The sequence below is a fragment of the Halanaerobium saccharolyticum genome (assembly GCF_003053565.1).
Lineage (GTDB): Bacteria > Bacillota > Halanaerobiia > Halanaerobiales > Halanaerobiaceae > Halanaerobium > Halanaerobium saccharolyticum_B.
Genome location: NZ_QAXS01000007.1, coordinates 16,369 through 41,580, shown reverse-complemented (window position 1 = coordinate 41,580; position 25,212 = coordinate 16,369). Strand labels below are relative to the sequence as shown.

General features: G+C 38.4%; 34 protein-coding genes and 1 other annotated feature. All 34 genes read right to left on the bottom strand.

The annotated features are described in order from the left end of the window. Positions 1-16 precede the first annotated feature (16 nt). Positions 17-517 (bottom strand): 30S ribosomal protein S5, encoded by a 501-nt coding sequence (gene rpsE, locus C8C76_RS04390; protein ID WP_108139001.1) that lies wholly within the window; start codon positions 515-517, stop codon positions 17-19. Positions 518-533: 16 nt separating this feature from the next. Beyond that, positions 534-890, bottom strand: a complete 357-nt coding sequence (gene rplR, locus C8C76_RS04385; RefSeq protein ID WP_108138999.1) for a 50S ribosomal protein L18 — start codon at positions 888-890, stop codon at positions 534-536. An 18-nt stretch (positions 891-908) separates the two neighbouring features. Continuing rightward, positions 909-1,442 (bottom strand): 50S ribosomal protein L6, encoded by a 534-nt coding sequence (gene rplF, locus C8C76_RS04380; protein WP_108138997.1) that lies wholly within the window; start codon positions 1,440-1,442, stop codon positions 909-911. Positions 1,443-1,538: 96 nt separating this feature from the next. Next, the gene (gene rpsH / locus C8C76_RS04375; protein WP_108138995.1) at positions 1,539-1,937 is read right to left on the bottom strand and encodes a 30S ribosomal protein S8; all 399 of its coding nucleotides are present in this window, start codon (positions 1,935-1,937) and stop codon (positions 1,539-1,541) included. Positions 1,938-1,957: 20 nt separating this feature from the next. Further along, complete coding sequence (locus C8C76_RS04370; protein WP_005487017.1) at positions 1,958-2,143, bottom strand: type Z 30S ribosomal protein S14; 186 nt, start codon at positions 2,141-2,143, stop codon at positions 1,958-1,960. A gap of 28 nt (positions 2,144-2,171) precedes the next feature. Continuing rightward, on the bottom strand, positions 2,172-2,711 hold the full coding sequence (gene rplE, locus C8C76_RS04365) for a 50S ribosomal protein L5 (protein ID WP_108138994.1): 540 nt from the start codon (positions 2,709-2,711) through the stop codon (positions 2,172-2,174). A gap of 22 nt (positions 2,712-2,733) precedes the next feature. Continuing rightward, positions 2,734-3,048 (bottom strand): 50S ribosomal protein L24, encoded by a 315-nt coding sequence (gene rplX, locus C8C76_RS04360; RefSeq protein WP_108138992.1) that lies wholly within the window; start codon positions 3,046-3,048, stop codon positions 2,734-2,736. 15 nt (positions 3,049-3,063) lie between these two features. Next, positions 3,064-3,432 (bottom strand): 50S ribosomal protein L14, encoded by a 369-nt coding sequence (gene rplN, locus C8C76_RS04355; protein WP_076544736.1) that lies wholly within the window; start codon positions 3,430-3,432, stop codon positions 3,064-3,066. Between the two features lie 29 nt (positions 3,433-3,461). Further along, on the bottom strand, positions 3,462-3,716 hold the full coding sequence (rpsQ, locus tag C8C76_RS04350) for a 30S ribosomal protein S17 (RefSeq protein WP_108138990.1): 255 nt from the start codon (positions 3,714-3,716) through the stop codon (positions 3,462-3,464). A 24-nt stretch (positions 3,717-3,740) separates the two neighbouring features. Continuing rightward, on the bottom strand, positions 3,741-3,944 hold the full coding sequence (gene rpmC / locus C8C76_RS04345; RefSeq protein WP_108138988.1) for a 50S ribosomal protein L29: 204 nt from the start codon (positions 3,942-3,944) through the stop codon (positions 3,741-3,743). Next, a complete protein-coding gene (gene rplP / locus C8C76_RS04340; RefSeq protein ID WP_005487011.1) occupies positions 3,934-4,368 on the bottom strand; it encodes a 50S ribosomal protein L16 in 435 nt (144 codons plus the stop codon). The genes rpmC and rplP overlap by 11 nt, the downstream gene beginning before the upstream one ends. A 29-nt stretch (positions 4,369-4,397) precedes the next feature. After that, positions 4,398-5,042: a 30S ribosomal protein S3 gene (gene rpsC, locus C8C76_RS04335; RefSeq protein WP_108138986.1), complete on the bottom strand. Its 645-nt coding sequence runs from the start codon at positions 5,040-5,042 to the stop codon at positions 4,398-4,400. A gap of 3 nt (positions 5,043-5,045) precedes the next feature. Beyond that, complete coding sequence (gene rplV / locus C8C76_RS04330) at positions 5,046-5,387, bottom strand: 50S ribosomal protein L22 (protein ID WP_076544732.1); 342 nt, start codon at positions 5,385-5,387, stop codon at positions 5,046-5,048. Between the two features lie 34 nt (positions 5,388-5,421). Next, entirely contained in the window at positions 5,422-5,706 is a 285-nt protein-coding gene (gene rpsS, locus C8C76_RS04325) for a 30S ribosomal protein S19 (protein ID WP_076544731.1), read from the bottom strand. An 18-nt stretch (positions 5,707-5,724) separates the two neighbouring features. Further along, entirely contained in the window at positions 5,725-6,561 is an 837-nt protein-coding gene (gene rplB / locus C8C76_RS04320; RefSeq protein WP_108138984.1) for a 50S ribosomal protein L2, read from the bottom strand. Between the two features lie 28 nt (positions 6,562-6,589). Further along, complete coding sequence (gene rplW, locus C8C76_RS04315; protein ID WP_108138982.1) at positions 6,590-6,880, bottom strand: 50S ribosomal protein L23; 291 nt, start codon at positions 6,878-6,880, stop codon at positions 6,590-6,592. Then, positions 6,877-7,506, bottom strand: coding sequence for a 50S ribosomal protein L4 (rplD, locus tag C8C76_RS04310; RefSeq protein WP_108138980.1), 630 nt, complete (start codon positions 7,504-7,506; stop codon positions 6,877-6,879). Before rplD ends, rplW begins: the two co-directional genes overlap by 4 nt. Positions 7,507-7,531: 25 nt before the next feature. Beyond that, a complete protein-coding gene (gene rplC / locus C8C76_RS04305) occupies positions 7,532-8,152 on the bottom strand; it encodes a 50S ribosomal protein L3 (RefSeq protein ID WP_108138978.1) in 621 nt (206 codons plus the stop codon). A gap of 22 nt (positions 8,153-8,174) precedes the next feature. Continuing rightward, positions 8,175-8,486 (bottom strand): 30S ribosomal protein S10, encoded by a 312-nt coding sequence (gene rpsJ, locus C8C76_RS04300; RefSeq protein ID WP_014553831.1) that lies wholly within the window; start codon positions 8,484-8,486, stop codon positions 8,175-8,177. 85 nt (positions 8,487-8,571) lie between these two features. Further along, positions 8,572-9,765, bottom strand: a complete 1,194-nt coding sequence (tuf, locus tag C8C76_RS04295) for an elongation factor Tu (protein ID WP_108138956.1) — start codon at positions 9,763-9,765, stop codon at positions 8,572-8,574. Positions 9,766-9,790: 25 nt separating this feature from the next. Further along, positions 9,791-11,857, bottom strand: coding sequence for an elongation factor G (fusA, locus tag C8C76_RS04290; RefSeq protein ID WP_108138976.1), 2,067 nt, complete (start codon positions 11,855-11,857; stop codon positions 9,791-9,793). Positions 11,858-11,905: 48 nt separating this feature from the next. Then, positions 11,906-12,373 (bottom strand): 30S ribosomal protein S7, encoded by a 468-nt coding sequence (gene rpsG / locus C8C76_RS04285; RefSeq protein WP_108138974.1) that lies wholly within the window; start codon positions 12,371-12,373, stop codon positions 11,906-11,908. 14 nt (positions 12,374-12,387) lie between these two features. Next, on the bottom strand, positions 12,388-12,759 hold the full coding sequence (gene rpsL, locus C8C76_RS04280) for a 30S ribosomal protein S12 (RefSeq protein WP_005488205.1): 372 nt from the start codon (positions 12,757-12,759) through the stop codon (positions 12,388-12,390). A gap of 20 nt (positions 12,760-12,779) precedes the next feature. After that, positions 12,780-13,022: a ribosomal L7Ae/L30e/S12e/Gadd45 family protein gene (locus C8C76_RS04275; protein WP_108138972.1), complete on the bottom strand. Its 243-nt coding sequence runs from the start codon at positions 13,020-13,022 to the stop codon at positions 12,780-12,782. Positions 13,023-13,244: 222 nt separating this feature from the next. Next, a complete protein-coding gene (gene rpoC, locus C8C76_RS04270) occupies positions 13,245-16,724 on the bottom strand; it encodes a DNA-directed RNA polymerase subunit beta' (protein ID WP_108138970.1) in 3,480 nt (1,159 codons plus the stop codon). 26 nt (positions 16,725-16,750) lie between these two features. After that, the gene (gene rpoB / locus C8C76_RS04265; RefSeq protein WP_108138968.1) at positions 16,751-20,005 is read right to left on the bottom strand and encodes a DNA-directed RNA polymerase subunit beta; all 3,255 of its coding nucleotides are present in this window, start codon (positions 20,003-20,005) and stop codon (positions 16,751-16,753) included. A 363-nt stretch (positions 20,006-20,368) separates the two neighbouring features. Continuing rightward, positions 20,369-20,740 (bottom strand): 50S ribosomal protein L7/L12, encoded by a 372-nt coding sequence (gene rplL, locus C8C76_RS04260; RefSeq protein WP_108138966.1) that lies wholly within the window; start codon positions 20,738-20,740, stop codon positions 20,369-20,371. A 24-nt stretch (positions 20,741-20,764) separates the two neighbouring features. Further along, positions 20,765-21,280, bottom strand: a complete 516-nt coding sequence (gene rplJ, locus C8C76_RS04255) for a 50S ribosomal protein L10 (RefSeq protein WP_108138964.1) — start codon at positions 21,278-21,280, stop codon at positions 20,765-20,767. A 41-nt stretch (positions 21,281-21,321) separates the two neighbouring features. Then, positions 21,322-21,452, bottom strand: a sequence feature (ribosomal protein L10 leader region). Positions 21,453-21,494: 42 nt separating this feature from the next. Further along, positions 21,495-22,199, bottom strand: coding sequence for a 50S ribosomal protein L1 (gene rplA / locus C8C76_RS04250; protein WP_108138962.1), 705 nt, complete (start codon positions 22,197-22,199; stop codon positions 21,495-21,497). A 108-nt stretch (positions 22,200-22,307) separates the two neighbouring features. Next, positions 22,308-22,730: a 50S ribosomal protein L11 gene (gene rplK, locus C8C76_RS04245; protein WP_076546200.1), complete on the bottom strand. Its 423-nt coding sequence runs from the start codon at positions 22,728-22,730 to the stop codon at positions 22,308-22,310. 47 nt (positions 22,731-22,777) lie between these two features. Then, on the bottom strand, positions 22,778-23,347 hold the full coding sequence (gene nusG, locus C8C76_RS04240; RefSeq protein ID WP_108138960.1) for a transcription termination/antitermination protein NusG: 570 nt from the start codon (positions 23,345-23,347) through the stop codon (positions 22,778-22,780). A gap of 36 nt (positions 23,348-23,383) precedes the next feature. Beyond that, positions 23,384-23,587, bottom strand: a complete 204-nt coding sequence (gene secE / locus C8C76_RS04235) for a preprotein translocase subunit SecE (protein ID WP_108138958.1) — start codon at positions 23,585-23,587, stop codon at positions 23,384-23,386. Between the two features lie 36 nt (positions 23,588-23,623). Continuing rightward, a complete protein-coding gene (gene rpmG / locus C8C76_RS04230) occupies positions 23,624-23,773 on the bottom strand; it encodes a 50S ribosomal protein L33 (RefSeq protein WP_014553844.1) in 150 nt (49 codons plus the stop codon). Between the two features lie 242 nt (positions 23,774-24,015). Further along, positions 24,016-25,209 (bottom strand): elongation factor Tu, encoded by a 1,194-nt coding sequence (gene tuf, locus C8C76_RS04225; protein WP_108138956.1) that lies wholly within the window; start codon positions 25,207-25,209, stop codon positions 24,016-24,018. Between the last annotated feature and the right edge of the window lie 3 nt (positions 25,210-25,212).

Here is a 25,212-nt window from a genome sequence, read left to right as displayed (position 1 = left end):
TACACCTCCTTGATAATTATCCAATTAATTCTTCTACAGATTTACCTCTTAATTTGGCAACTTGTTCTGCGCTCTTAAGTTCTTTAAGACCAGTAATTGTAGCATTGATCATATTAATCGGATTAGATGTTCCAAGAGATTTAGTTAAAATATCGCTAATTCCTGCAAGTTCGATTACCGCACGCACAGGACCTCCAGCAATAACACCAGTACCAGGAGCAGCAGGCTTTAGTAGAACTCTACCAGCACCAAAAACTCCAGTTTTCTCATGGGGAATTGTTGTTTCCACAATTGGAACCTCGATTAATTCTTTTTTAGCTGCATCAATACCTTTTCTGATGGCTTCAGGTACTTCGTTTGCTTTACCAATACCTGCACCAACATGGCCTTCTTTGTCCCCTACAACTACCAGGGCACTAAAGCTAAATCTACGGCCACCTTTTACAACCTTGGCAACACGGTTAATATTTACTACGCGCTCTTCAAGGTCGAGTTTATCAGCATTAATTTTACTCATTAATTTACCTCCTTATTTAAAACTTTAGCCCTTCCTCGCGGGCAGCATCAGCCAGAGCTTTAACTCGGCCGTGGTATTTATATCCACTTCTATCAAATACTACTGTCTCTACTCCTTTTTCCAGTGCTCTACTGGCAGCTAACTCTCCTACCATTTTAGCAGCATCTCTGTTACTTGCTACTTCAATTGAATCGCGAAGAGCTGGATCAAGAGTAGATGCAGAAGCAATAGTTTCTCCAGATAAATCATCTATAATCTGCACATACATGTGCTTTAAAGTACGGGTTACATTCATTCTTGGACGATTTGGTGTACCCACAACTTTATTTCTAATTCTCTGATGGCGCTTTTGTCTTGCTTCTCTTTTACCCATCACATTCACTCCTTTCTATTAACCAGTTTTACCGACCTTACGTCTAATATGTTCTCCAACATATTTAATTCCTTTTCCTTTGTAAGGTTCTGGTTTTCTTACTTCACGAATCTTAGCTGCTGTATCACCAACACGCTGTTTATCTATACCTTTAACTGTGATATTTGTATTCTTTTCAACCTCAAAAGAAATATCACCTTCAGCTTCTATAATTACCGGGTGTGAATATCCAACCTCAAGTTTGAGTTTATCACCCTGAACCTGAGCATTATATCCTACACCTACCATTTCTAATTTCTTCTCAAAGCCTTTGCTTACACCCTCAACCATACCTTCGATTAAACTTCTAACCAAACCGTGCATGGAGCGAGCTTCAATATCTTCGCCATTGCGTTCAACAACAACTTCATTATCTTCAACTTTGATATCAATACCAGCTTTAAAAGTTCTTTCTAGTTCACCTAATGGTCCTTTGACTTTAACAGTCTGACCATCAACAGTTACTTCAACTTTTTCTGGTATTTCAATAGGTAGATCACCAATACGTGACATAAATTTCACCTCCGTAGATTTTATCTGAAAAAATTCTCCCAAGCAGAAGCCGTCAGTCAGGAATCTGACATCCGACATCCTACTACTTACATCTTATTACCAGACGTAACAGAGAACCTCTCCACCGATACCTTTTTCTCTTGCTTCTTTATCGCTCATAACACCCTGGGAAGTTGAAATCACTGCGATTCCTAAACCTCCAAGTACCTGCGGCACTTCTTCCTTACCTACATATACTCTTAAACCAGGCTTACTGATTCTTTTAATTCCACTTATAACTTTTTCGTCATTATCTCCATATTTTAAATAAACCCGAATCATGTTCTGAGGTTTTCTTTCAACTAATTTTACATCATTAATGAAACCTTCATCTTTTAAAAGTTCACCAATGCTGGTTTTAACCTTAGAAGCGGGAATATCAACTCTGTCTTTCCCAACACTATTAGCATTGCGAATCCGGGTCAGCATATCTGCTATTGGATCTGTTAAATTCATTTACAAACCTCCTTCCAGTTTTACCAGCTTGCTTTTTTAACTCCAGGAATTTCGCCTTTGTGGGCTAATTCTCGGAAACAAATTCTGCATAAATCAAATTTTCTCATATATCCGCGTGAACGTCCACATCTGCTGCAGCGATTCACTTTTCGTGTTTCATATTTAGGCTCTTTATTGGCCTTTTCAATTAAAGCTTTACGTGCCAAACTAAACCCTCCTTCAATTTATAGGTCTTTACTTCTTATATGGCATTCCCATTAGTGATAATAATTCAAATGCTTCTTCATCTGTTTCGGCAGATGTAACAATGGTAATTTCCATACCATGAACATTATCAACATCATCAATATTGATTTCTGGGAAAACAGTGTGTTCGCTTATTCCTAAGCTGTAATTACCGCGACCGTCAAATGATTTAGGAGATACACCTCTAAAATCTCGGATACGTGGCATTGTAATATTAATTAACTTATATAAAAACTCAAACATCTGCTCACCGCGAAGAGTAACTTTTACTCCAACCGGCATGCCTTCTCTAATTTTAAAATTAGCAATAGATTTCTTTGCTCGAGTTACAGTAGGACTCTGTCCTGTTATTCTTGCGATCTCATCAACAACAGTATCCAGAAGTTTAGTATCTTCTTTAGCATCTCCTAACCCAACATTAACTACTATTTTTTCTAATTTAGGAGCTTCCATTACATTATTGTAATCAAATTTCTCCATTAGCTGGGGTAGAATTTCTTCCTTGTATTCATTAGCTAATACTGACATTTCTGGACCTCCTTCCGCTTATTTATTTATCAACAACTTCATCACATTTTTTGCATTTTCTAACTTTAGTACCGTCATCTAAACGCTCTGCGCCAACCCTTGTCTTTTCGTCACAACGGGGGCAGACGAGTTGAACATTTGAAGCATGTATTGGTGCTTCGTTTTCTATAATTCCACCCTGCGGCATATCCTGAGTAGGACTAACATGGCGGTGTACTATATTCACACCTTCAACGATTACGCGATCTTTTTTAGGAATTACTTTTAAAATCTCACCGCGCTTACCTTTATCCTTTCCGGATATTACTTCCACAGTGTCACCTTTTTTAATTCTCAATCCAATCCCCTCCTTCTATAATACCTCCGGTGCAAGGGAGATAATCTTCATATAATTCTTTTCCCTCAGTTCACGGGTCACAGGACCAAAAATACGTGTACCCTTAGGATTATTGTTGTCATCTATTATTACTGCTGCATTTTCATCAAATCTAATATAGGTGCCGTCTTTGCGCTTTAAGGACTTTTTGGTTCTAACAACTACAGCTTTAGCAACCTCACCTTTTTTCACCATTCCGTCAGGAATAGCTTCTTTAACGCTGACTACTATTGTGTCTCCAACTTTAGCATATTTCTTTTTGGAGCCTCCAAGTACCTTAATACATAAAAGTTCACGGGCACCTGAATTATCCGCTACCTTTAAACGGCTTTCAGATTGTATCATTTTCAGGCCCTCCTTTCTACTTCCAGGACTTATTTTGCTTTTTCAACAATTTCTACTAAACGCCATCTCTTTGTCTTGCTTAATGGACGTGTTTCCATAATTCTTACAATGTCACCTTCATTACAAACATTCTCTTCATCATGAGCTGTATATTTTTTTGTTTTCTTAACAACTCTTTTATATTTAGGATGCTGTGTTCTGCGCTCTACAGCTACAGTGATAGTCTTATCTCTCTTATCACTAACTACAACACCTTTACGCTCTTTACGACTATTTCTTTCCATAAGAAACCTCCTTTCAAAAAAGAATTAAGCCCTCTCGATACCTAGTTCCTTTTCCCGCAGAACAGTTTTAATTCGGGCAATAATTCTTTTAACCTCTTTAATCCTCATAGGATTATCCAACTGTGCTGTTGCATGTTGGAAGCGAAGGTTAAATAACTCTTCTTTAAATTCGCGGGCTTTCTGTTCTAACTCTGCTTCTGTTAAATTTCTTAATTCATCAGCTCTCATCGGCCTCACCATCCATTCCCTCTCTTGCTACAAATTTAGTTTTAATAGGTAGTTTGTGAGATGCAAGGCGCATCGCTTCTCTGGCAACCTCTTCCGGTACACCAGCCAGCTCAAACATAATTCTACCTGGTTTAACAACTGCCACCCATTTCTCAGGGGCACCTTTACCACTACCCATACGTGTTTCAGCAGGCTTTGCGGTTACTGGCTTATCTGGAAAAATCTTGATCCAAACTTTACCTCCACGCTTAATACTTCTGGTAAGGGCAACACGAGCAGCCTCTATCTGTCTATTGGTAATCCAAACGGGTTCTAAGGCCTGTAGGCCATATTCACCAAAGGTGATTTTATTTCCCCGGTGGGCTTTACCTTTCATTCTTCCTCTCATTTGCTTACGATGTTTTACTCTTTTAGGTACTAACATCAAAGAGCCTCCTTTCCTGCATAATCTATCTATTCATCATCTAATTCTGGAAGTATTTCTCCCTTATTGATCCAAACTTTAACTCCAATTGTTCCGTATGTTGTGTCAGCTTCTGCAAAACCATAATCAATATCTGCTCTAAGTGTATGCATTGGCACACTGCCTTCACTGTAGCCTTCGCGTCTTGCCATTTCAGCTCCACCAAGACGGCCACTGCTCTGAACTTTAAAACCTTCAGCTCCCATACGCATTGCACGGTTCATTGCCTGTTTCATTGCTCTCCGGAAAGAAATTCTTCTAACTAACTGAGAAGCAATATTTTCAGCAACTAACTGAGCGTTCATCTCTGGATCCGAAACCTCTACAACATTAATCTGTACAGTTTTACCAGTTAAAGCTTCAACTTCGTTTCTTAAAGCTTCAACTTCAGATCCACCACGACCAATTACCATTCCTGGTCTGGCAGTGTGTACATCTAATTTTAATCTATTAGCAGCTCTTTCAATCACAACTCTAGAAATTCCAGCTTCAAACATTTTCTCCTTAACATGATTTCTAATCTCTCGGTCTTCATTTAAAAGCTTGGCATAATCAGTTTTATCAGCATACCATTTTGCATCCCAATCTTTTATAACTCCAACTCGGAGACCATGTGGATTTATTTTATTACCCAAATTCTATCCCTCCTTTGTATCGCTTAAAACGATTGTGATATGGCTTGTTCTCTTATTAATAGGGCTAGCCGATCCCTGTGCACGAGCTTTCCATCTCTTCATTGTAGGACCCTCATCAACAAAAGCCTTCTTAACATAAAGGTCATCTACAAACATATCATGATTATTTTCAGCATTTGCTGTAGCTGAATTTAATACTTTTTCTACCATCTTAGCAGCTTTTTTCGGTGTGCTTTTTAAAATTGCAACTGCTGTATTAACGTCCTTACCCTTAATTAAGTCTGTTACCAGACGTGCTTTGCGGGCAGTAATACGCAGATGCTTTGCAACTGCTTTTGCTTCCATTTTAAAACCCCCTTACTCTATCTGCAATTATTTCTTATTTAAGTGCTGTTGAACGTTCTGTATGGCGGCTGTGACCTCTAAAGATTCTGGTTGGAGCAAATTCTCCAAGTTTATGTCCTACCATCTCTTCAGATATATATACTGGCACATGCTTACGACCATCATGGACAGCAATTGTATGTCCAACCATTTCAGGGAAAATGGTTGAGCTTCTAGACCAGGTTTTTACAACCTGCTTTTTTCCACTCTCATTCATTTCTCTGATTCTGGCAATTAGTTTCTCTGAGACAAAAGGTCCCTTTTTTATAGATCTAGCCATCAATAATCCTCCTTTCTACTATTTGCGCTTCTTAGCGTGACGTGAACGGATAATATACTTATCTGAGCGCTTTGGTTTACGTGTCTTTTTACCCATAGTAGGTTTACCCCACGGAGTTACAGGATGTCTACCAGCAGGTGATTTACCTTCTCCACCACCGTGTGGGTGGTCATGAGGATTCATAACTACACCGCGTACATGAGGTCTTTTACCTTTCCAGCGGCTGCGTCCGGCTTTACCGACTGTAATATTTTCGTGATCAATATTACCAACCTGTCCAACAGTAGCTTTACATACATTATGAATTAATCTAACTTCACCAGAAGGCATCTTTAAATGTACAAACTTACCTTCTTTTGCAAGAATCTGTGCCATAGTTCCAGCGGAACGGGCAATTTGACCACCTTTTCCTGCCTGCATTTCTACATTGTGTACAATTGTACCAACAGGAATATCTTTTAACTGAAGTGCGTTTCCGGCAGTAATATCTGCCTCAACACCAGTGTCTAAAGTGTCACCAACTTCTACTTTGTTTGGTGCAAGGATGTATCTTTTCTCTCCATCTGCATACTGCAGCAGAGCAATTCTTGCAGAACGATTTGGATCATATTCTATAGTCTTTACTTTTGCAGGAATTCCATCTTTATCCCGCTTAAAATCTATTATACGATAGCGGCGCTTATGTCCACCACCCTGATGACGGCTGGTAATTCTACCATTCGCATTACGGCCACCCTTTCTTTTGATTGGAGCCAGCAGGCTCTTTTCTGGCGTATCTGTTGTAATTTCATCAAAACTAGCAACAGTCATATAACGCCTTGAAGGTGTGGTTGGTTTAAAACTTTTAATCGCCATCTTATTTCCCTCCTTTATTAATTATTTTTTAGAGGCCTTCGTAAATTTCAATTTCATCGCCCTCAGCCAGCTTAACTAAAGCTTTTTTCCAGTCAGGTTTTTTACCAACATGGAAGCCGAGTCTTCTTTTCTTACCTCTAACATTCATTGTGTTCACATTTATAACATTTACAGAGAAGATTTCTTCTACTGCATTTCTAATTTCAACTTTATTTGCATTTTTGGCTACCTTAAATGTATAAGTATTAGCCTCCTGCATCTGATCCATAGTGTTTTCAGAAATAATAGGTGCTATGATGATATCTCTTGCATCTTTCATTCGCCCAGCACCTCCTCAACCATTTTAACCGCTTCTTCGATGAAAATAACCATTTCATTATCTAAAAGATCATAGGCATTAATTGAACCGGCCAGCAGAGTTTTCACATTCGGAATATTTCTTGCTGAAAGATATAAGTTTTTATCCTTTTCAGGCATTACTAAAACAACTTTTTTATCTTCTAAATTTAAATCAGCTAAAATGTTTACTACTGCTTTTGTTTTTGGTTGATCAAGCTCAATCTTATCAACTAAAATTAGCTCATCTCTCTGCACTTTATCAGTTAAAACAGATCTTAAAGCCAATCTTCTCATCTTTTTAGTTAACTTTTTATCATAACTGCGGGGAGAAGGTCCAAAAGTGATTCCTCCACCTACCCATAGAGGAGAACGAATACTTCCGTGACGAGCACGTCCGGTACCTTTCTGTCTCCAGGGCTTGCGGCCACCACCGCGAACTTTACCTCTAGTTTTTGTAGAAGCATTTCCGCCTCTTCTTGCAGCTAATTGAGCATTAACTACCTGATGTACAACATGTTTATTTATTTTATCATTAAAAACAGAATCGTTTAATTCTACTTTTTCGAGTTCTTTTCCACTCTGATTGAATTTTGCTACCTGCGGCATCAAAAATCCTCCTTTCTTAACTTATTTAGTTGTTAACAGATTTGATTTCAAGCACTGCTTTTTTGGCTCCTGGTGCTGGACCAGCAATCAATAAAACATTACGCTCTACGTCAACTTTTACGATTTCTAAGTTTCTTTCAGTCACTCTATTGTGACCCATTCTACCCGGCATTTTAAAGCCTTTAAATACTCTTCTTGCATCAACAGCACCAATTGAACCAGGTGCACGATGGAAGTGTGAACCGTGTGTTTTAGGTCCTGCATTGTGATTCCATCTTTTAATATTACCGGCAAATCCTTTACCTTTGGAAATACCACTAACATTAACTTTTTCTCCTACTTCGAAGAGATCAGCTTTAATTTCACTACCTTCACTCAGTTCCATATCCAGTCCTTTAAATTCTCTCAAATGTTTCTTAGGTTCAAGATCACGACTTTCAAATTGACCAAGTGCTGGTTTGTTAAGTCTGTGCTTTTTAACTTCTCCAAAACCGAGCTGTACTGCATCATATCCATCTTTTTCTGTAGTCTTAATCTGTGTTACAACACAGGGACCGGCCTCAACTACAGTTACAGGTACCAGCTCTCCATTATCTTTAAAATACTGAGTCATCCCCAGCTTTTTTCCTAGTATAGCTTTCGCCATGGCCTAATACACCTCCTGACATTTAAAGTTTAATTTCTATATTTACTCCTGCGGGCAAATCAAGCCTCATCAGAGAGTCTACAGTTTTTGATGTAGGATCGAGAATATCGATCAGTCTTTTGTGTGTTCTCATTTCAAATTGTTCTCTTGCATCTTTATGAACATGAGGTGAGCGAAGTACTGTAAATACCTCTTTTTCTGTTGGTAGAGGTACTGGACCAGATACATCTGCACCAGTTCTCTCAGCAGTAGCAACAATCTTTTCTGCTGATTGATCCAGGAGCTCATGTTCAAAAGCTTTAAGGCGAATCCTAATTTTTTCGTGTTTTGCCATTTGCTTACCTCCTTAATCTTTACGATTTAAGCTCAGTTAGGAGCATAGAAAAAGCGAGGAGGCTGCCTCCTCTGCTTTTTTATACCTACTCAATAATTTCAGTTACAACTCCAGCTCCTACTGTGTGACCACCTTCACGGATCGCAAAACGTAGTCCTTCTTCCATAGCTATTGGAGTAATTAACTCTCCTGTCATCTCAATGTTATCTCCAGGCATTACCATGTCTACTCCTTCTGGTAACTGAATTGTTCCTGTTACGTCTGTTGTACGGAAGTAGAACTGTGGTCTGTATCCATCAAAGAATGGTGTGTGTCTTCCACCCTCATCTTTACTTAATACATATACCTCAGCGTAAAACTTTGTATGTGGTGTAATACTTCCTGGCTTTGCCAGTACCTGACCTCTTTCGATATCTTCTCTTTTTACACCTCTTAATAATGCTCCAATGTTATCTCCTGCTACTGCTTCGTCTAACATCTTACGGAACATTTCTACTCCTGTTACTACTGTTGTTTCTGTATCTTTGATTCCTACAATCTCTACCTCATCTGATGGATGTAGAGTTCCTCTTTCGATTCTTCCTGTGGCTACTGTTCCACGTCCTGTGATTGAGAATACATCCTCAACAGGCATTAAGAATGGCTTTTCTGTATCTCTTTCTGGCTCTGGAATATAGCTATCTACTGCATCCATAAGCTCAATAATCTTCTTACCCCATTCTCCTTCAGGATCTCCATTTTCAGCAGCTTTTAAAGCTGATCCTACTATCACTGGAATATCGTCTCCTGGGAATTCATATTCGTTTAAGAGTTCTCTTACTTCCATTTCTACAAGTTCGATTAACTCTTCGTCGTCTACCATATCTGCTTTGTTTAAGAATACTACAATTGATGGCACACCAACCTGTCTTGCTAAGAGAATATGCTCTCTTGTCTGTGGCATTGGTCCATCTGCTGCAGATACTACTAAGATTGCTCCATCCATCTGCGCTGCACCTGTAATCATGTTCTTTACATAGTCAGCGTGTCCTGGACAGTCTACGTGAGCATAGTGTCTTGTTTCTGTTTCATACTCTACGTGAGATGTCGCAATTGTGATTCCTCTTTCTTTTTCTTCTGGAGCATTATCAATTGTATCAAATGCTCTTACTTCTGCTCCACCATAGTTTGCTAACACATTTGTGATAGCTGCTGTTAGTGTTGTTTTTCCATGGTCAACATGTCCTATTGTACCTATGTTAACATGTGGTTTTGTTCTTTCAAATTTTGCTTTTGCCATTTTTTATTCCTCCTTAAAAATTTATCTATTCTCCAATAATTTCTTCAGCAATACTCTTTGGTGCCTGCTCATAATGAGAGAACTGCATTGTATAAGTTGCTCTACCCTGAGTTTTAGAACGAAGATCTGTTGAATAACCGAACATCTCAGAAAGTGGTACATGAGCACTAACAACCTGAGCATTACCTCGAGGCTCCATACCTTCAACTTTTCCGCGGCGTCCATTAAGGTCACCCATTACATCTCCCATATATTCTTCAGGAGTAACAACTTCAACAGCCATTACAGGTTCTAAAATTGCAGGACCAGCTTTTTTAGCTCCCTGTCTGAAGCCCATTGAACCAGCGATTTTAAATGCCATTTCTGATGAGTCAACATCATGGTAACTACCATCATTCAGTGTTACTTTAACATCAACAACTGGATAACCGGCAATAATTCCATTTTCCATAGCTTCTCTGATTCCATCTTCTACAGAAGGGATATATTCGCGTGGAATTGCTCCACCTGTAATCTTATCTTCAAATTCAAATCCTTCGCCTGCATCCTGTGGCTCAATATCGATCACAACATGACCGTACTGTCCACGTCCACCAGACTGACGGATGAATTTGCCTTCAACACCAGTAACTTTTTTAGTGATTGTTTCACGGTAAGCTACCTTAGGTTTACCAATATTAGCATCAACTTTAAATTCTCTTAAGAGGCGGTCAACAATAACTTCAAGGTGTAATTCTCCCATACCCTCAATAATTGTTTGTCCTGTTTCCTCATCAGTGTGAACTCTGAATGTTGGATCCTCTTCTGCTAATCTCTGTAAAGCTTCACCCAGTTTATCCTGGTCTGCTTTACTCTTAGGCTCAATTGCAACACCAATAACTGGTTCAGGGAATTCCATTGCTTCTAAAATAATTGGATGATCCTGATCACAGATTGTGTCACCTGTACTTGTATTTTTAAGACCAACTAAAGCTCCAAGGTCACCAGCAAAAATTTCATCTCTTTCTTCACGGCGGTTAGCGTGCATCTGTAAGATACGGCCAACTCTTTCGCGAATATCTGCTGTTGCATTATATACATATGAACCCGCTTCTAAAGTTCCTGAATAAGATCTAAAGAATGCTAACTTTCCAACATAAGGGTCAGACATGATTTTGAATGCCAGACCAGAGAAAGGAGCGTCATCATCAGCTTCTCTTACTTCAGTTTCTTCAGTTTCCGGATTAAAACCTTCAATTGGTGGTACATCAGTTGGAGAAGGCAGGTAATCTAAAACAGCATCCAGCAGCATCTGTACACCTTTGTTTTTAAAAGCAGATCCACATAATACTGGGATTACATTAACATTAAGTACTGCCTGACGCAGTAAATCTTTAATGTCATCAGTGCTTACTTCACCTTCTAAATATTTCATCATAAATTCATCATCTTCTTCAGCCAGCACTTCCATTAAAATTTCTCTGTATTCTGCTGCCTGTTCTTTCATATCTTCAGGTATTTCAACTCTTTCAAAATTAACACCAAGTTCATCTTCATAAACAATAGCGTCCATTTCTACAAGGTCAACAACACCATCAAAGCTGTCTTCACTTCCAATTGGAAGTTGAATTGGTACTGCGTTAGCACCAAGTCTATCTTTCATCATGTCTACAGCTCTAAAAAAGTCAGCTCCCGTTCTATCCATTTTATTAACAAATGCAATTCTGGGAACTCCATATTTATCAGCCTGTCTCCATACAGTTTCGGACTGTGGTTCTACACCACCTACAGAACAGAATAAAGCAATCGCTCCATCTAAAACCCTCAAGGATCTTTCTACCTCAACTGTAAAGTCCACGTGTCCGGGCGTATCTATAATATTAATTCTATTCTCACGCCACTGACAAGTAGTAGCAGCAGAGGTAATTGTAATTCCTCTTTCCTGTTCCTGCTCCATCCAGTCCATAACAGATGCACCATCATGTGTTTCACCCATTTTATGAACTCGACCTGTATAGTAAAGAATTCTTTCTGTTGTAGTTGTCTTTCCTGCATCAATATGTGCCATAATACCAATGTTACGTGTTTTCTCTAGTGGAAATTGTCGGGCCACTATTCTCCCCCCTTATATAAAAATTATATACATCATCACGCAACTAAATTACCATCTGTAATGTGCAAAAGCTCTATTGGCTTCAGCCATACGATGGACTTCTTCTTTCTTTCTAACTGCGCCGCCTGTATTGTTGTATGCGTCTGTAATTTCTCCGGCAATTCTTTCTCTCATAGTTCTTTCACTACGACCTCTAGCTGCTGTTACTAACCAGCGTAATGCTAAAGTTCTTTTTCTATCTTCATCTACTTCTACTGGTACCTGATAGTTAGAACCACCAACACGTCTTGATTTAACTTCAAGAGCTGGTTTTATGTTCTCCAGTGCTTCATTTACAACTGTTAAGCCATCTTCACCAGTTTTTTCGGAGATGATATCAAGAGCACTGTAAAATGCTTTTTCTGCCAGTCCTTTTTTGCCATCCAGCATTAATTTGTTAATAATTCTGCTGACAACAACATTATCATATACTGGATCTGGTACTACATCTCTTTTTTCTGCTCTATTTTTGCGCACTAAAATCCCTCCTTTTACTTAGGTTTTTTTACACCATATTTGGAACGTCCCTGTTTTCTGTCTTCAACACCAGCTGTATCGAGTGCTCCTCTTACAATATGATATCTAACACCTGGTAAATCCTTTACTCTTCCACCTCTTACTAATACAACAGAGTGTTCCTGTAAGTTATGTCCAATTCCCGGAATATAAGCTGTTACCTCTTTTCCATTGGTTAAACGAACACGAGCTACCTTTCTTAAAGCTGAGTTAGGCTTTTTAGGTGTAGCAGTATATACTCTAGTACAGACACCCCTCTTCTGTGGAGAACCCTCCAAAGCAGGAGCGGAAGTCTTCTTTTTAGTCTTTTCTCGTCCTTTACGGATCAACTGACTAATTGTCGGCATGCAATCCCACCTCCTTCCAATTATTTCAATAGAGCTGCAGAAGCTGCAGAAACATCGATCCCACAAATTCTGCCTAATTCATTTTTGCTTTCTACAATCTCAAAAGGAATATTATTATTATTAACAGCCTCAAGTATTTCTTTTTTTAAAGGCTGGTCAATATCTTTAGCTAAAAATATTTTTTTTACCTGATTTCCTGCTATAGCTTTTAATGTCTGTTTGCTGCCAACCAGCAGCTCATCAGTACTTGTTTCGCTTAGCATTTTAAGCAAACCTCCAGATCAAACTTTGTTGAGCACACTTAAGTATTTTAACAGCTTTAGAGTTCCATGTCAAGCTAAAATTAAAAAGAGTTTCTCCTTTTATTGATATTGTAAATTAAGAACTAATAAACAGATTTTTTCCAGTCCAAATTCACCTGACAATAAAGGAGAAACTCTTCTAATTTATTTTAATGTTAATTTATACATTTAGATTTGGATTAACTATTCGACATCAGTTAAATCCTCAGTTAAATCTCCAAACATGGTTCCATCTTCCTTAACTACATCTATATCTCTGTAATACTTCATCCCAGTACCTGCTGGAATCAGTTGTCCAATTATTACATTCTCTTTAAGTCCTAATAATGGATCAACCTTTCCATCCAGAGAAGCCTCAGTCAAGACTCTGGTGGTTTCCTGGAAAGAAGCTGCAGATAAGAATGAATCTGTAGCAAGTGAAGCCTTAGTAATACCGAGCAGCTCTGGTTTAGCAACAGCAGGTTCTTTATTCTCAGCTGCAGCTTCCTCATTAGCTTTACGGTAATCATATCTGTTTACCAGACTTCCAGGCAGTAATTCAGTGTCACCAGGTTTTACAATCTTAAGTTTCTTCATCATCTGGCGAACTATTACCTCAATATGCTTATCATTAATTTCAACACCCTGTGAGCGGTAAACATTCTGAACTTCTTCTAGAAGATAATTCTGCACAGCTTTTTCGCCCTTAACTTTCAGCAGCACATTAGGATCAAGCGGACCTTCTGTCAGCTTATCACCAGCTGTTACATAATCATCATCTTTTACAATCATTTTAGAACCATAAGGGATTTTATATGTTTTCTTTTTCCCATCTTCATTTTCTACTACAACTCGCTTGGAGTTTTTCTTTTCAACAATGGTTACATAACCTTCTCTTTCGGTCATGATAGCCTGCCCTTTTGGAGTTCTACCTTCAAAAAGCTCTTCTACTCTAGGCAGACCCTGGGTGATATCATCACCAGCAACTCCTCCGGTGTGGAAGGTACGCATTGTTAACTGAGTACCAGGCTCACCAATTGACTGTGCAGCAATAATACCAATAGATTCTCCAATATCAACCTGCTTTCCTGTTGCCAGGTTGCGTCCGTAACATTTACGACAGACACCGTGCTGAGCTTCACAGGTTAAGTTGGTTCTAATTTTTACTTTATCAATACCTGCTGCTTCAATTTCATTCATTTTCTTTCTATCAATTAAGGTATTGTTTTCAACAATTACCTCTCCACTTTCTGGATCTGCAATCTCTTCTGCAGTATAACGACCAATACAGCGTTCCGATAAAGGCTCAACTGCATTTTTGCCCTTGGGACCAATTGCTTCAACATAAATACCTTCTTCAGTTCCACAGTCATCTTCTCTAACTATAACATCCTGTGAAACATCAACCAGCCTTCTGGTTAGATAACCAGAGTCAGCAGTTCTTAAGGCTGTATCAGCAAGTCCTTTACGAGCTCCGTGAGTAGATAGGAAATATTCTAATACATCCAGGCCTTCACGGAAACTGGATCGAATTGGAACATCAATAATCCGTCCTGATGGGTCAGCCATCAAACCGCGCATACCAGCAAGCTGGGAGATCTGAGATGTATTACCACGAGCACCGGAGATAGCCATAATGTAAATATTATTGCTTTCGTCAAGGTTCGCAAGCAGTGCGTCTGTAACATCATCTTTTGCCTGGTTCCAGATATCAACAACTTTATGATATCTCTCATCCTCAGTAATAGCTCCGCGGCGGTAGTGATTTTCAATCTGATGAACCTCGTCTTCCGCTTTAGAAACAATTTCAGGTTTGGATGGCGGGATCTCTGCATCACTAACAGCAATAGAAATACCGGAACGGGTAGCAAAATCATAACCCATAGCCTTAATATTATCTAAAGTCTCAGCAGTTTTATCATTACCAACTTCTTCGTAAAGATCGGTAATTAAGTCTCCCAGATCACTTTTGCCAATTCTCTCATTTACAAACTCAACTTCTTCAGGTAAAGCCTCGTTAAAGATTACTCTACCAATGGAAGTATCAATAATTTCTCCGTTAAGTCTTACTTTTACAGGCGCTTGCAGATGAACACGCTCTGTGTCATAAGCTTTAATAGCTTCATCAGCATTAGCAAATATCTTGCCCGCTCCCTTTCTGTCTTCTTTAATTGTTGTTAAATAGAAGACACCCAGCACCATATCCTGAGTAGGAATGGTAATTGGTCCACCATCAGATGGATTTAAGATATTAGTTGTAGCTAACATCAGCAGTCTTGATTCAGCCTGAGCTTCTACAGATAAAGGTAAGTGAACAGCCATCTGGTCACCATCAAAGTCCGCATTGTAAGCAGGACAGACGAGTGGGTGCAGCTTAATTGCTTTACCTTCAACCAGTACTGGCTCAAAAGCCTGAATCCCGAGTCTGTGCAGTGTAGGAGCACGGTTTAGAAGTACAGGATGATCTTTAATTGCTTCTTCTAAAATCCCCCAAACTGCCTCATCAACATCTTCTACCATTCTCTTAGCATTTTTAATGTTGTGGGCATGCCCCTCTTCAACTAAACCTCTCATTACAAAAGGTTTAAACAGCTCTAAAGCCATTTTTTTCGGCAGACCACACTGATGCATCTTAAGATCAGGTCCAACAACGATAACTGAACGACCTGAATAGTCAACACGCTTACCTAAGAGGTTCTGACGGAAACGTCCCTGTTTACCCTTAAGCATATCACTTAAAGACTTAAGTGGTCTATTTCCAGCACCTGTAACAGGTCTTCCGCGACGTCCGTTATCAATTAAAGCATCAACTGATTCCTGCAGCATTCTTTTCTCATTCCGAATAATGATTTCAGGTGCCCCAAGATCCAGCAGTCTTTTTAATCTATTGTTACGATTGATTACTCTTCTGTATAAGTCATTCAAGTCAGAAGTAGCAAAACGTCCACCATCCAGCTGAACCATTGGTCTTAAGTCTGGTGGAATAACTGGAATTGCATTAAGGACTAGATTAGCAGGATTTAAACCAGAATCTAAAAGCCCATCCATTACTTCCAGTCTGCGAACAGCTCTTTTACGGCGCTGCCCACTTGCTTCTTTTACTTCTTTTTTAAGTTCATTTACTTCAGCTTCAACATCAATTCTTCCCAGTAGTTCCTGAATAGCCTCTGCTCCCATAGCAGCTTTAAAAGTGTTGCCGTATTTAGACTTGGCTTCACGGTATTCACTTTCCGGCAGCAGCTGTTTTTCGCTTAATGGTGTGTCACCAGGATCAGTTACAATGTAATGAACAAAATAAATTACCTTTTCTAAAGCTCTTGGTGACATATCCATTATTAAACCCAGACGACTGGGGATACCTTTGAAATACCAAATGTGTGTGCATGGTGCAGCCAGTTCGATGTGCCCCATTCTTTCTCTTCTCACTTTGGATCTGGTTACCTCTACTCCACAGCGGTCACACACAACACCTTTATAACGGACCCGCTTATACTTACCACAGTGACATTCATAATCCTTGGTTGGCCCAAAGATTTTTTCACAGAATAAGCCATCTTTTTCAGGCTTTAAAGTTCTGTAATTAATTGTCTCTGGTTTTTTAACCTCTCCGCGGGACCATTCACGTATCTGCTCTGCAGAAGCAACTCCGATCCTCATTGAATCGAAATTATTCACATTTAACAAGGGTCTCTCCCCTTTCTATATTGGAATTATTCGTCTTCATCATCATTATCACGACTTAATTTTAAGTCTGTATCTAATCCAAGTTTTTGTGCAGTTTCCATCATTTCATCTTCATTTTCAGCAACCTGCAGTTCCTCTTCATCAGAAGTAAAGATTCGAGCATCAAGCCCAAGGCTCTGCATCTCTTTAATCAATACTTTAAATGATTCTGGAATGCCAGGATCAGGTACGTTTTCACCCTTAACAATGGCCTCATAAGCTTTAACTCTTCCTACTACATCATCAGATTTAACTGTCAGCATTTCCTGCAAGGTGTAAGCGGCACCATAAGCTTCAAGTGCCCAAACTTCCATCTCACCAAAACGCTGGCCACCAAATTGAGCTTTACCTCCCAGCGGCTGCTGTGTAACAAGAGAATAAGGTCCTGTTGAACGAGCATGTAATTTATCATCAACTAAGTGGTGGAGTTTAAGAATGTACATAACTCCAACTGTTACTCTTTCTTCAAATCTTTCTCCAGTTCTTCCATCATAAAGAACTGTTTTACCGTCTCTTGCAAGACCGGCTTCTTCGAGTATATCCTCAACTTCTTCCTCTAAGGCACCATTAAAGACTGGAGTTTCAGTATAAATCCCCAGCGCTCTGGCTGCCATACCAAGATGAGTTTCTAATACCTGTCCAATGTTCATTCGAGACGGTACACCAAGTGGGTTTAACACAACTTCTACCGGTTCACCATTTGGTAGGAACGGCATATCTTCTTCCGGTAAAATTCTCGAAATAACACCTTTGTTACCGTGACGACCAGCAAGTTTATCCCCTACTGAAATCTTTCTTTTAGTTGCAACATAAACTCTAACTAGACGATTAACTCCAGGTTTTAAGTCATCTCCCTGTTCTCGAGAAAAGACTTTGACATCCACAACTATACCTTCTTCACCATGCGGCACCTTTAAAGAAGTATCTCTAACTTCACGTGCTTTTTCACCAAAGATTGCTCTCAGAAGTCTTTCCTCTGCTGATAATTCAGTTTCTCCTTTAGGAGTCACCTTACCAACCAGAATATCTCCCTCTTCAACCTCGGCTCCAACTCTAATTATTCCTCGTTCATCTAAGTTTTTAAGAGCGTTTTCACCTACATTCGGAATATCACGAGTTATTTCTTCAGGACCAAGTTTTGTATCTCTGGCCTCTGCTTCATGTTCTTCTATATGAATAGTAGTAAATGCATCTTCTTTAACTAGATTTTCACTAATTAAAATAGCATCCTCATAGTTATATCCTTCCCAGGGCATAAAAGCAATTAATGAGTTGCGGCCAAGTGCCATCTCACCTTTTTCAGTTGACGCACCATCGGCAATAATATCTCCTGCCTCAATCTGATCACCTTTCGCAACTATTGGCTTCTGATTCATACAGCTTCCCTGATTGGATCTCTTATATTTCATTAATTTATAGCTGTCAATTAAACCTTCTTCATTTTTAATCATTATTTTATTAGAAGTTACACTAACAACCTCTCCACCTTTTTCAGCTACAATAACTGCCCCTGAATCCTTAGCAGCCTTATATTCCATACCTGTAGCAACCATAGGTGCATCAGTAATCATCAGTGGTACTGCCTGACGCTGCATATTTGCTCCCATTAGAGCACGGTTAGCATCATCATTTTCTAAGAAAGGAATCATCGCTGCAGACACACCAACCATCTGCTTGGTAGAAACATCCATATAATCTAAGTCTTCTGGATGAACCTCTAAAATATCTCCTCGCTTACGGGCAATAACAAATTCATTGGTGAAATTACCTTCTTCATCTATTTCTGCATTTGCCTGTGCAATTATATGTTTATCTTCCTCATCAGCAGTTAAGTAATCAATTTCGTCAGTAACCCGACTATCGACAACTCTGCGGTAAGGAGTCATAATAAATCCAAATTCATTTGTTTTAGCATAAGTTCCCATTGTACCAATCAGACCAATGTTTGGCCCCTCAGGTGTCTCAATCGGACAGATACGTCCATAGTGAGAGTGGTGAACATCACGCACATCAAATCCAGCTCTTTCTCTACTTAAACCACCAGGTCCAAGTGCAGATAATCTTCTCTTATGAGTTAACTCTGACATTGGATTAGTCTGGTCCATAAACTGAGAAAGCTGAGAACTACCAAAGAATTCCTGAATAGATGCTACTACAGGTCTGGTGTTAATCAGAGCCTGAGGAGTAACTACATCAACATCCTGGATAGTCATTCTCTCTCTAACTACTCTTTCCATTCTGGAAAGACCAATTCTAAATTGATTCTGAAGCAGTTCACCAACGGTTTTCAAGCGGCGGTTACCAAGATGGTCAATATCATCGATATATGCTTCTGGATCATTATAAATCAGTTTAATCATATATTTTACAGTTGCAGCAATATCATCAATATGCAGATATTTGCGATCTTTATCTACATCTAATTCTAACTTTTTATTTAATTTGTAACGTCCAACTGCTGCCATATCATATCTTTTATGGTCAAAAAACAGTGAGTCTAAAAGATTAGTAGCACTTTCTACTGTTGGCGGCTCTCCCGGACGTAAACGCTTATATAATTCAATCAAGGCTTCTTCTTTGGATTCAGTATTATCTCTTTCTAAAGTATCATGCAGCACTTCAGAATCTCCAAATTCATCAGTGATTTCTGCGTCTGTTCCAAAACCAAGTGCGCGCAGCAAAACAGTTGATGGAAGTTTCCTTGTTCTATCAACCCGTACAGAAATAATTCTCTTTTTATCATATTCAAATTCTATCCAGGCACCTCGATTAGGAATAATACTACCCGTAATTAAACGGCGCCCATCTTTTGTTCTTTCATCACTAAAATAAACACCAGATGATCTAACCAGCTGATTTACCACAACTCTTTCGGCACCATTAATAATAAATGTTGCCTTATCAGTCATTAGTGGAAAATCACCCATAAATACTTCCTGTTCTTTTACCTCACCGGTCTCCTTGTTAATTAAACGAACCTTAACCTGCAAAGAAGCCGAATAAGTATCGTCTCTATCCCGACATTCTTCTACTGTATATTCGGGATCTTCTAAATAATAATCTACAAATTCTAGTACCAGATTTTCAGAAAAGTCTTCAATTGGAGAGATTTCATTAAAAACCTCATGCAATCCCTCTTCTAAAAACCACTGATAAGAGTTTAATTGTGTATAAATCAGATCTGGCAAGTCCATCGCGTCATCAATTTTACTAAAACTTCGTCTTTCCCTTGCCGTTGACATCATTGCACCCCCAGGAAATTCTAATAATTAGCTGAAACTATCCCATAATAATCATTTTCTTATTACCTTATAGACATCTAATAATGATAGCACAGGAAAAATCTCTTGTCAAGAGATTTCTGTATGAAATTCTCCCATTTACAATCTTTTTTGAGCATTTATTATCTTCATAATAAATATAAAAACTTATTCTGTAATTTAAATAAATTTTAACCAATAGATACATAAATTATATAAATTATAAAAACAATAAATTTATGTATATAAAAGAGAGAATCTCATATTTATTCATGAAAAAATAGTCCCACTGTATATTAACTATACAGCAGGACTATTCTCATAATTGCTATATTAAGACTGGACTTACTTAAGTTCTACAGTTGCTCCAGCTTCTTCTAATTTTTCTTTCATTTCTTCTGCATCTTCTTTAGCTAAACCTTCTTTAACATTACCAGGAGCGTCGTCAACAACAGCCTTAGCTTCTTTTAGGCCTAATCCTGTTAATTCACGAACTGCTTTGATAACTTTAATTTTCTTACCGCCAACATCAGCTAAGAAAACATCAAACTCAGATTTTTCTTCTTCTGCTGCGCCACCGGCTGCACCAGCACCACCAGCTACTGCTACAGGAGCAGCTGCACTTACACCAAACTTTTCTTCTAATTCTTCAACCAGCTCAGATAATTCTAAAACACTCATTTCCTCAATTGCACTAATAATTTCTTCTTTATTCATTATAATAATCCTCCTTAAATTTTTTTAAGCTTTCTCTTCTTTAATTTGATTTAATACCTGTACTAAGCCGCGGATATTACCCTGCAGCACGTTGACCAATCCAGATAGGGGTGCTTTCATACTTGCAAAAGCCTTTGCGAGAAGTTCTTCTCTGGATGGAATTTCCGCCAGGGATTCCACTTTTTCTTTACTTATAATTTCACCATTTAAAAGACCAGCTTTAATCTCTAAAACTTCATGATCTTTAGCGAATTCAACCAAAACTTTAGCAGGAGACACAGCATCATCTTCACCAAAGGCTATCGCTGTAGGTCCTGAAAAGTATTCTGTCATTTCTTCCATTTCAACATCATTAGCAGCAATAGTAGCCAGAGTATTTTTTACAACTTTAAACTCTACTCCCGCTTCTCTTAATTTGCTTCTTAATTCAGTCATTTCGGCAACATTTAAACCCAGATAATCTGTAATTACAAGTGATTTTGCACTACTAAATTTATCAGTAAGTTCTTTAACAACCGCTTCTTTTTCTGGTCTTGCCACATTTTCACCCCCTCAAAATATGAGCTTAACAATAAATCTTATCTAAAATGAAAAAACCTCCTGTAGACAGTCAGGAGGTATAAATGCAAAAATTAAATTTGCAGAAAGTTGCCCTCGGCAGGAAATTTAAGCATTGCGCCCCTGCTGTCTTCGGTAAGGTTATTTTCTTGTCTAAATAAATATAACACAAAAATCTTAACAGGTCAAACTTTTTTTATCTTCCAATAAAGGACATTGTAGCTGCTGGATCAATCTTTACTCCAGGACCCATTGTTGGTGAGATAGCTAAAGTTCTAAAGAATTTACCTTTAGCTGCTGCTGGACGTTCTTTTGCAAGAGTGTCCATGATTTTGTGGTAGTTGTTTAAAAGTTCTTCTTCTGTAAAAGAAGCTTTACCAATCGGTAAGTGAACAATACCAGTTTTATCAACACGGTATTCAAGCTTACCTGCTTTAAATTCAGCTACTGCTTTTTCTAATTCAAAAGTAACAGTACCTGCTTTAGGATTAGGCATTAAACCTTTAGGTCCTAAAACTCTACCCAGGCGGCCAACAACACTCATCATATCAGGTGTAGCAATAGCTAAATCAAAATCTAACCAGCCACCTTCAATTTTTTCTGCCAGTTCTTCGCCACCAACAAAATCTGCGCCAGCTTCTTCAGCTTCTTTGGCTTTTTCACCTTTAGCAAACACAACTAATGTTACTTCCTGACCTGTACCTTCCGGTAAAACAACAGTCCCTCTAATATTCTGATCAGCGTGCTTGGGATCTACTCCCAGTCTTGCTGAAAGCTCAATTGTTTCGTCAAAGTTTGCAGTCGCAAGTTCTTTAACTAATTCAAAAGCTTCTTTTGGGGCAAATAATTTTTCGCGATCGTATTTTTCTAAAGTTTCTGCATATCTTCTGCTTTTTGCCATTATTATTCCTCCTTTGTGGTATTAGCGGAATCTTCCTCCCACTGAATTACGTCTATTAATCATCTCGATTTGATTTTCTCAGTTTTCTAATAAAGTTAATTAATAAATTTACTCTACCAGAATTCCCATACTTCTTGCTGTACCTTCAATCATGCTCATTGCAGCTTCTAAACTACCTGCATTTAAGTCCTGCATTTTAGTTTCTGCAATCTTCTGTACTGCATCTTTACTTACAGTAGCCACTTTATTTACATTTGGTTCTCCAGAAGCAGTATCAATTCCTGCAGCCTGCTTTAATAATACAGCAGCCGGTGGAGTTTTAGTGATAAAATCAAAAGAACGATCCTGATATACTGTAATTTCTACCGGAATTAATGTTCCCTGATTATCTTTAGTCTTAGCATTAAAAGATTTACAGAATTCCATAATATTAACACCATGCTGTCCTAGTGCAGGACCTACAGGTGGTGCAGGGTTAGCCTGTCCTCCAGGAATCTGCAATTTAATTACTGTCATTACCTGTTTAGCCATTTAAAACACCCCTTTCTTCAAAATAATTATCTATTTGAAAAGATAAACTAATGTTTCTCAAATTGATCAAACTCTAATTCAACTGGAGTTTCACGTCCAAACATCGAAACAAGGATTTTTGCCTTACCCTGTTCAGGATGAATTTCTTTAATAACTCCATCGAAATCTTCAAATGGACCATCTTTTACAGTTACCTGGTCGCCAACTTCAAAATCAACGGAAACTTTTTTAGCTTTTTCACCCATGCTGCTTAAGATAGCATCGACTTCTGCTTTTTCTACAGGAAGTGGTTTTGTTCCTCCACTGACAAAGCCAATTACTCCGGGTGTGTTTTTAACAACATACCAGGACTTATCATTCATATCCATCTGCAGTAATATATATCCAGGAAAAATTCTTTTCTTTACTACTTCATCTTTCCCTTTTTTCTTTTCAATCTTTTCTTCAGTTGGAACTAGAATTCTAAAAATACTGTCTTCCATACCTGTACTGGCTATTCTTTTTTCAAGATTTGCCTTAACTTTTCTTTCATGTCCCGAATATGTATGGACAACATACCAGGGAATATCTTCTCTTGCTTTTTCTAACTCTTCATTTAACTTACTTTCTTCACTCATATTTAAGGATTCTCTAAAGAATCCTCACCTCCTCAATTACGAAATTAATGGAGTAATTATATTAGCCAGTGCCAGATCTATTAAACCAATAAATGATATCAAAGCAATTACTGTAACAATTACAACTAGTGTATTTGAAGTAATTTCTTCTTTGTTTGGCCAGTTCACTTTTTTTAGTTCAGATTTAACTGACTTAAAAAACTTGGCTGTTTTACCAAAAAACCCGAGTTCTTTTGCCATCTTTAAATCACTTCCTCAGCTAAAGTATTAATGATTCTACTTTGTTTCACGATGGAGGGTATGCTCCTTGCAAAACTTACAATATTTTTTTAATTCCAGTCTATCACGAGTATTCTTTTTATTTTTTTTGGTAGAATAATTGCGGTTTTTGCATTCTGTACATTCAAGTGTAATAATTTCTCTCACCGTAAATCCACCTCCTCAATCAAACAGATACTGCTTGAAAAACTTATATTAAGAGGTTTTAATTGTTCTCCCTCTTGAGTTTGCCTAATTTTTTTCTGATTCTTAACCTTAATTAATTTACCATATTTAAAGACTAATGTCAATGTTTTTTTAGAAAAAAAGCATGTGCAGTTTAGTTCTGCACATGCCTATGGAATTAAATTTAAGTTTTAATAACTTAATGTAACAAGCATTTATTGTACTTACTCAATAATTTCAGTTACAACTCCAGCTCCTACTGTGTGACCACCTTCACGGATCGCAAAACGTAGTCCTTCTTCCATAGCTATTGGAGTAATTAACTCTCCTGTCATCTCAATGTTATCTCCAGGCATTACCATGTCTACTCCTTCTGGTAACTGAATTGTTCCTGTTACGTCTGTTGTACGGAAGTAGAACTGTGGTCTATATCCATCAAAGAATGGTGTGTGTCTTCCACCCTCATCTTTACTTAATACATATACCTCAGCGTAAAACTTTGTATGTGGTGTAATACTTCCTGGCTTTGCCAGTACCTGACCTCTTTCGATGTCTTCTCTTTTTACACCTCTTAATAAGGCTCCAATGTTATCTCCTGCTACTGCTTCGTCTAACATCTTACGGAACATTTCTACTCCTGTTACTACTGTTGTTTCTGTATCTTTGATTCCTACAATCTCTACCTCATCTGATGGATGTAGAGTTCCTCTTTCGATTCTTCCTGTGGCTACTGTTCCACGTCCTGTGATTGAGAATACATCCTCAACAGGCATTAAGAATGGCTTTTCTGTATCTCTTTCTGGCTCTGGAATATAGCTATCTACTGCATCCATAAGCTCAATAATCTTCTTACCCCATTCTCCTTCAGGATCTCCATTTTCAGCAGCTTTTAAAGCTGATCCTACTATCACTGGAATATCGTCTCCTGGGAATTCATATTCGTTTAAGAGTTCTCTTACTTCCATTTCTACAAGTTCGATTAACTCTTCGTCGTCTACCATATCTGCTTTGTTTAAGAATACTACAATTGATGGCACACCAACCTGTCTTGCTAAGAGAATATGCTCTCTTGTCTGTGGCATTGGTCCATCTGCTGCAGATACTACTAAGATTGCTCCATCCATCTGCGCTGCACCTGTAATCATGTTCTTTACATAGTCAGCGTGTCCTGGACAGTCTACGTGAGCATAGTGTCTTGTTTCTGTTTCATACTCTACGTGAGATGTCGCAATTGTGATTCCTCTTTCTTTTTCTTCTGGAGCATTATCAATTGTATCAAATGCTCTTACTTCTGCTCCACCATAGTTTGCTAACACATTTGTGATAGCTGCTGTTAGTGTTGTTTTTCCATGGTCAACATGTCCTATTGTACCTATGTTAACATGTGGTTTTGTTCTTTCAAATTTTGCTTTTGCCATTTT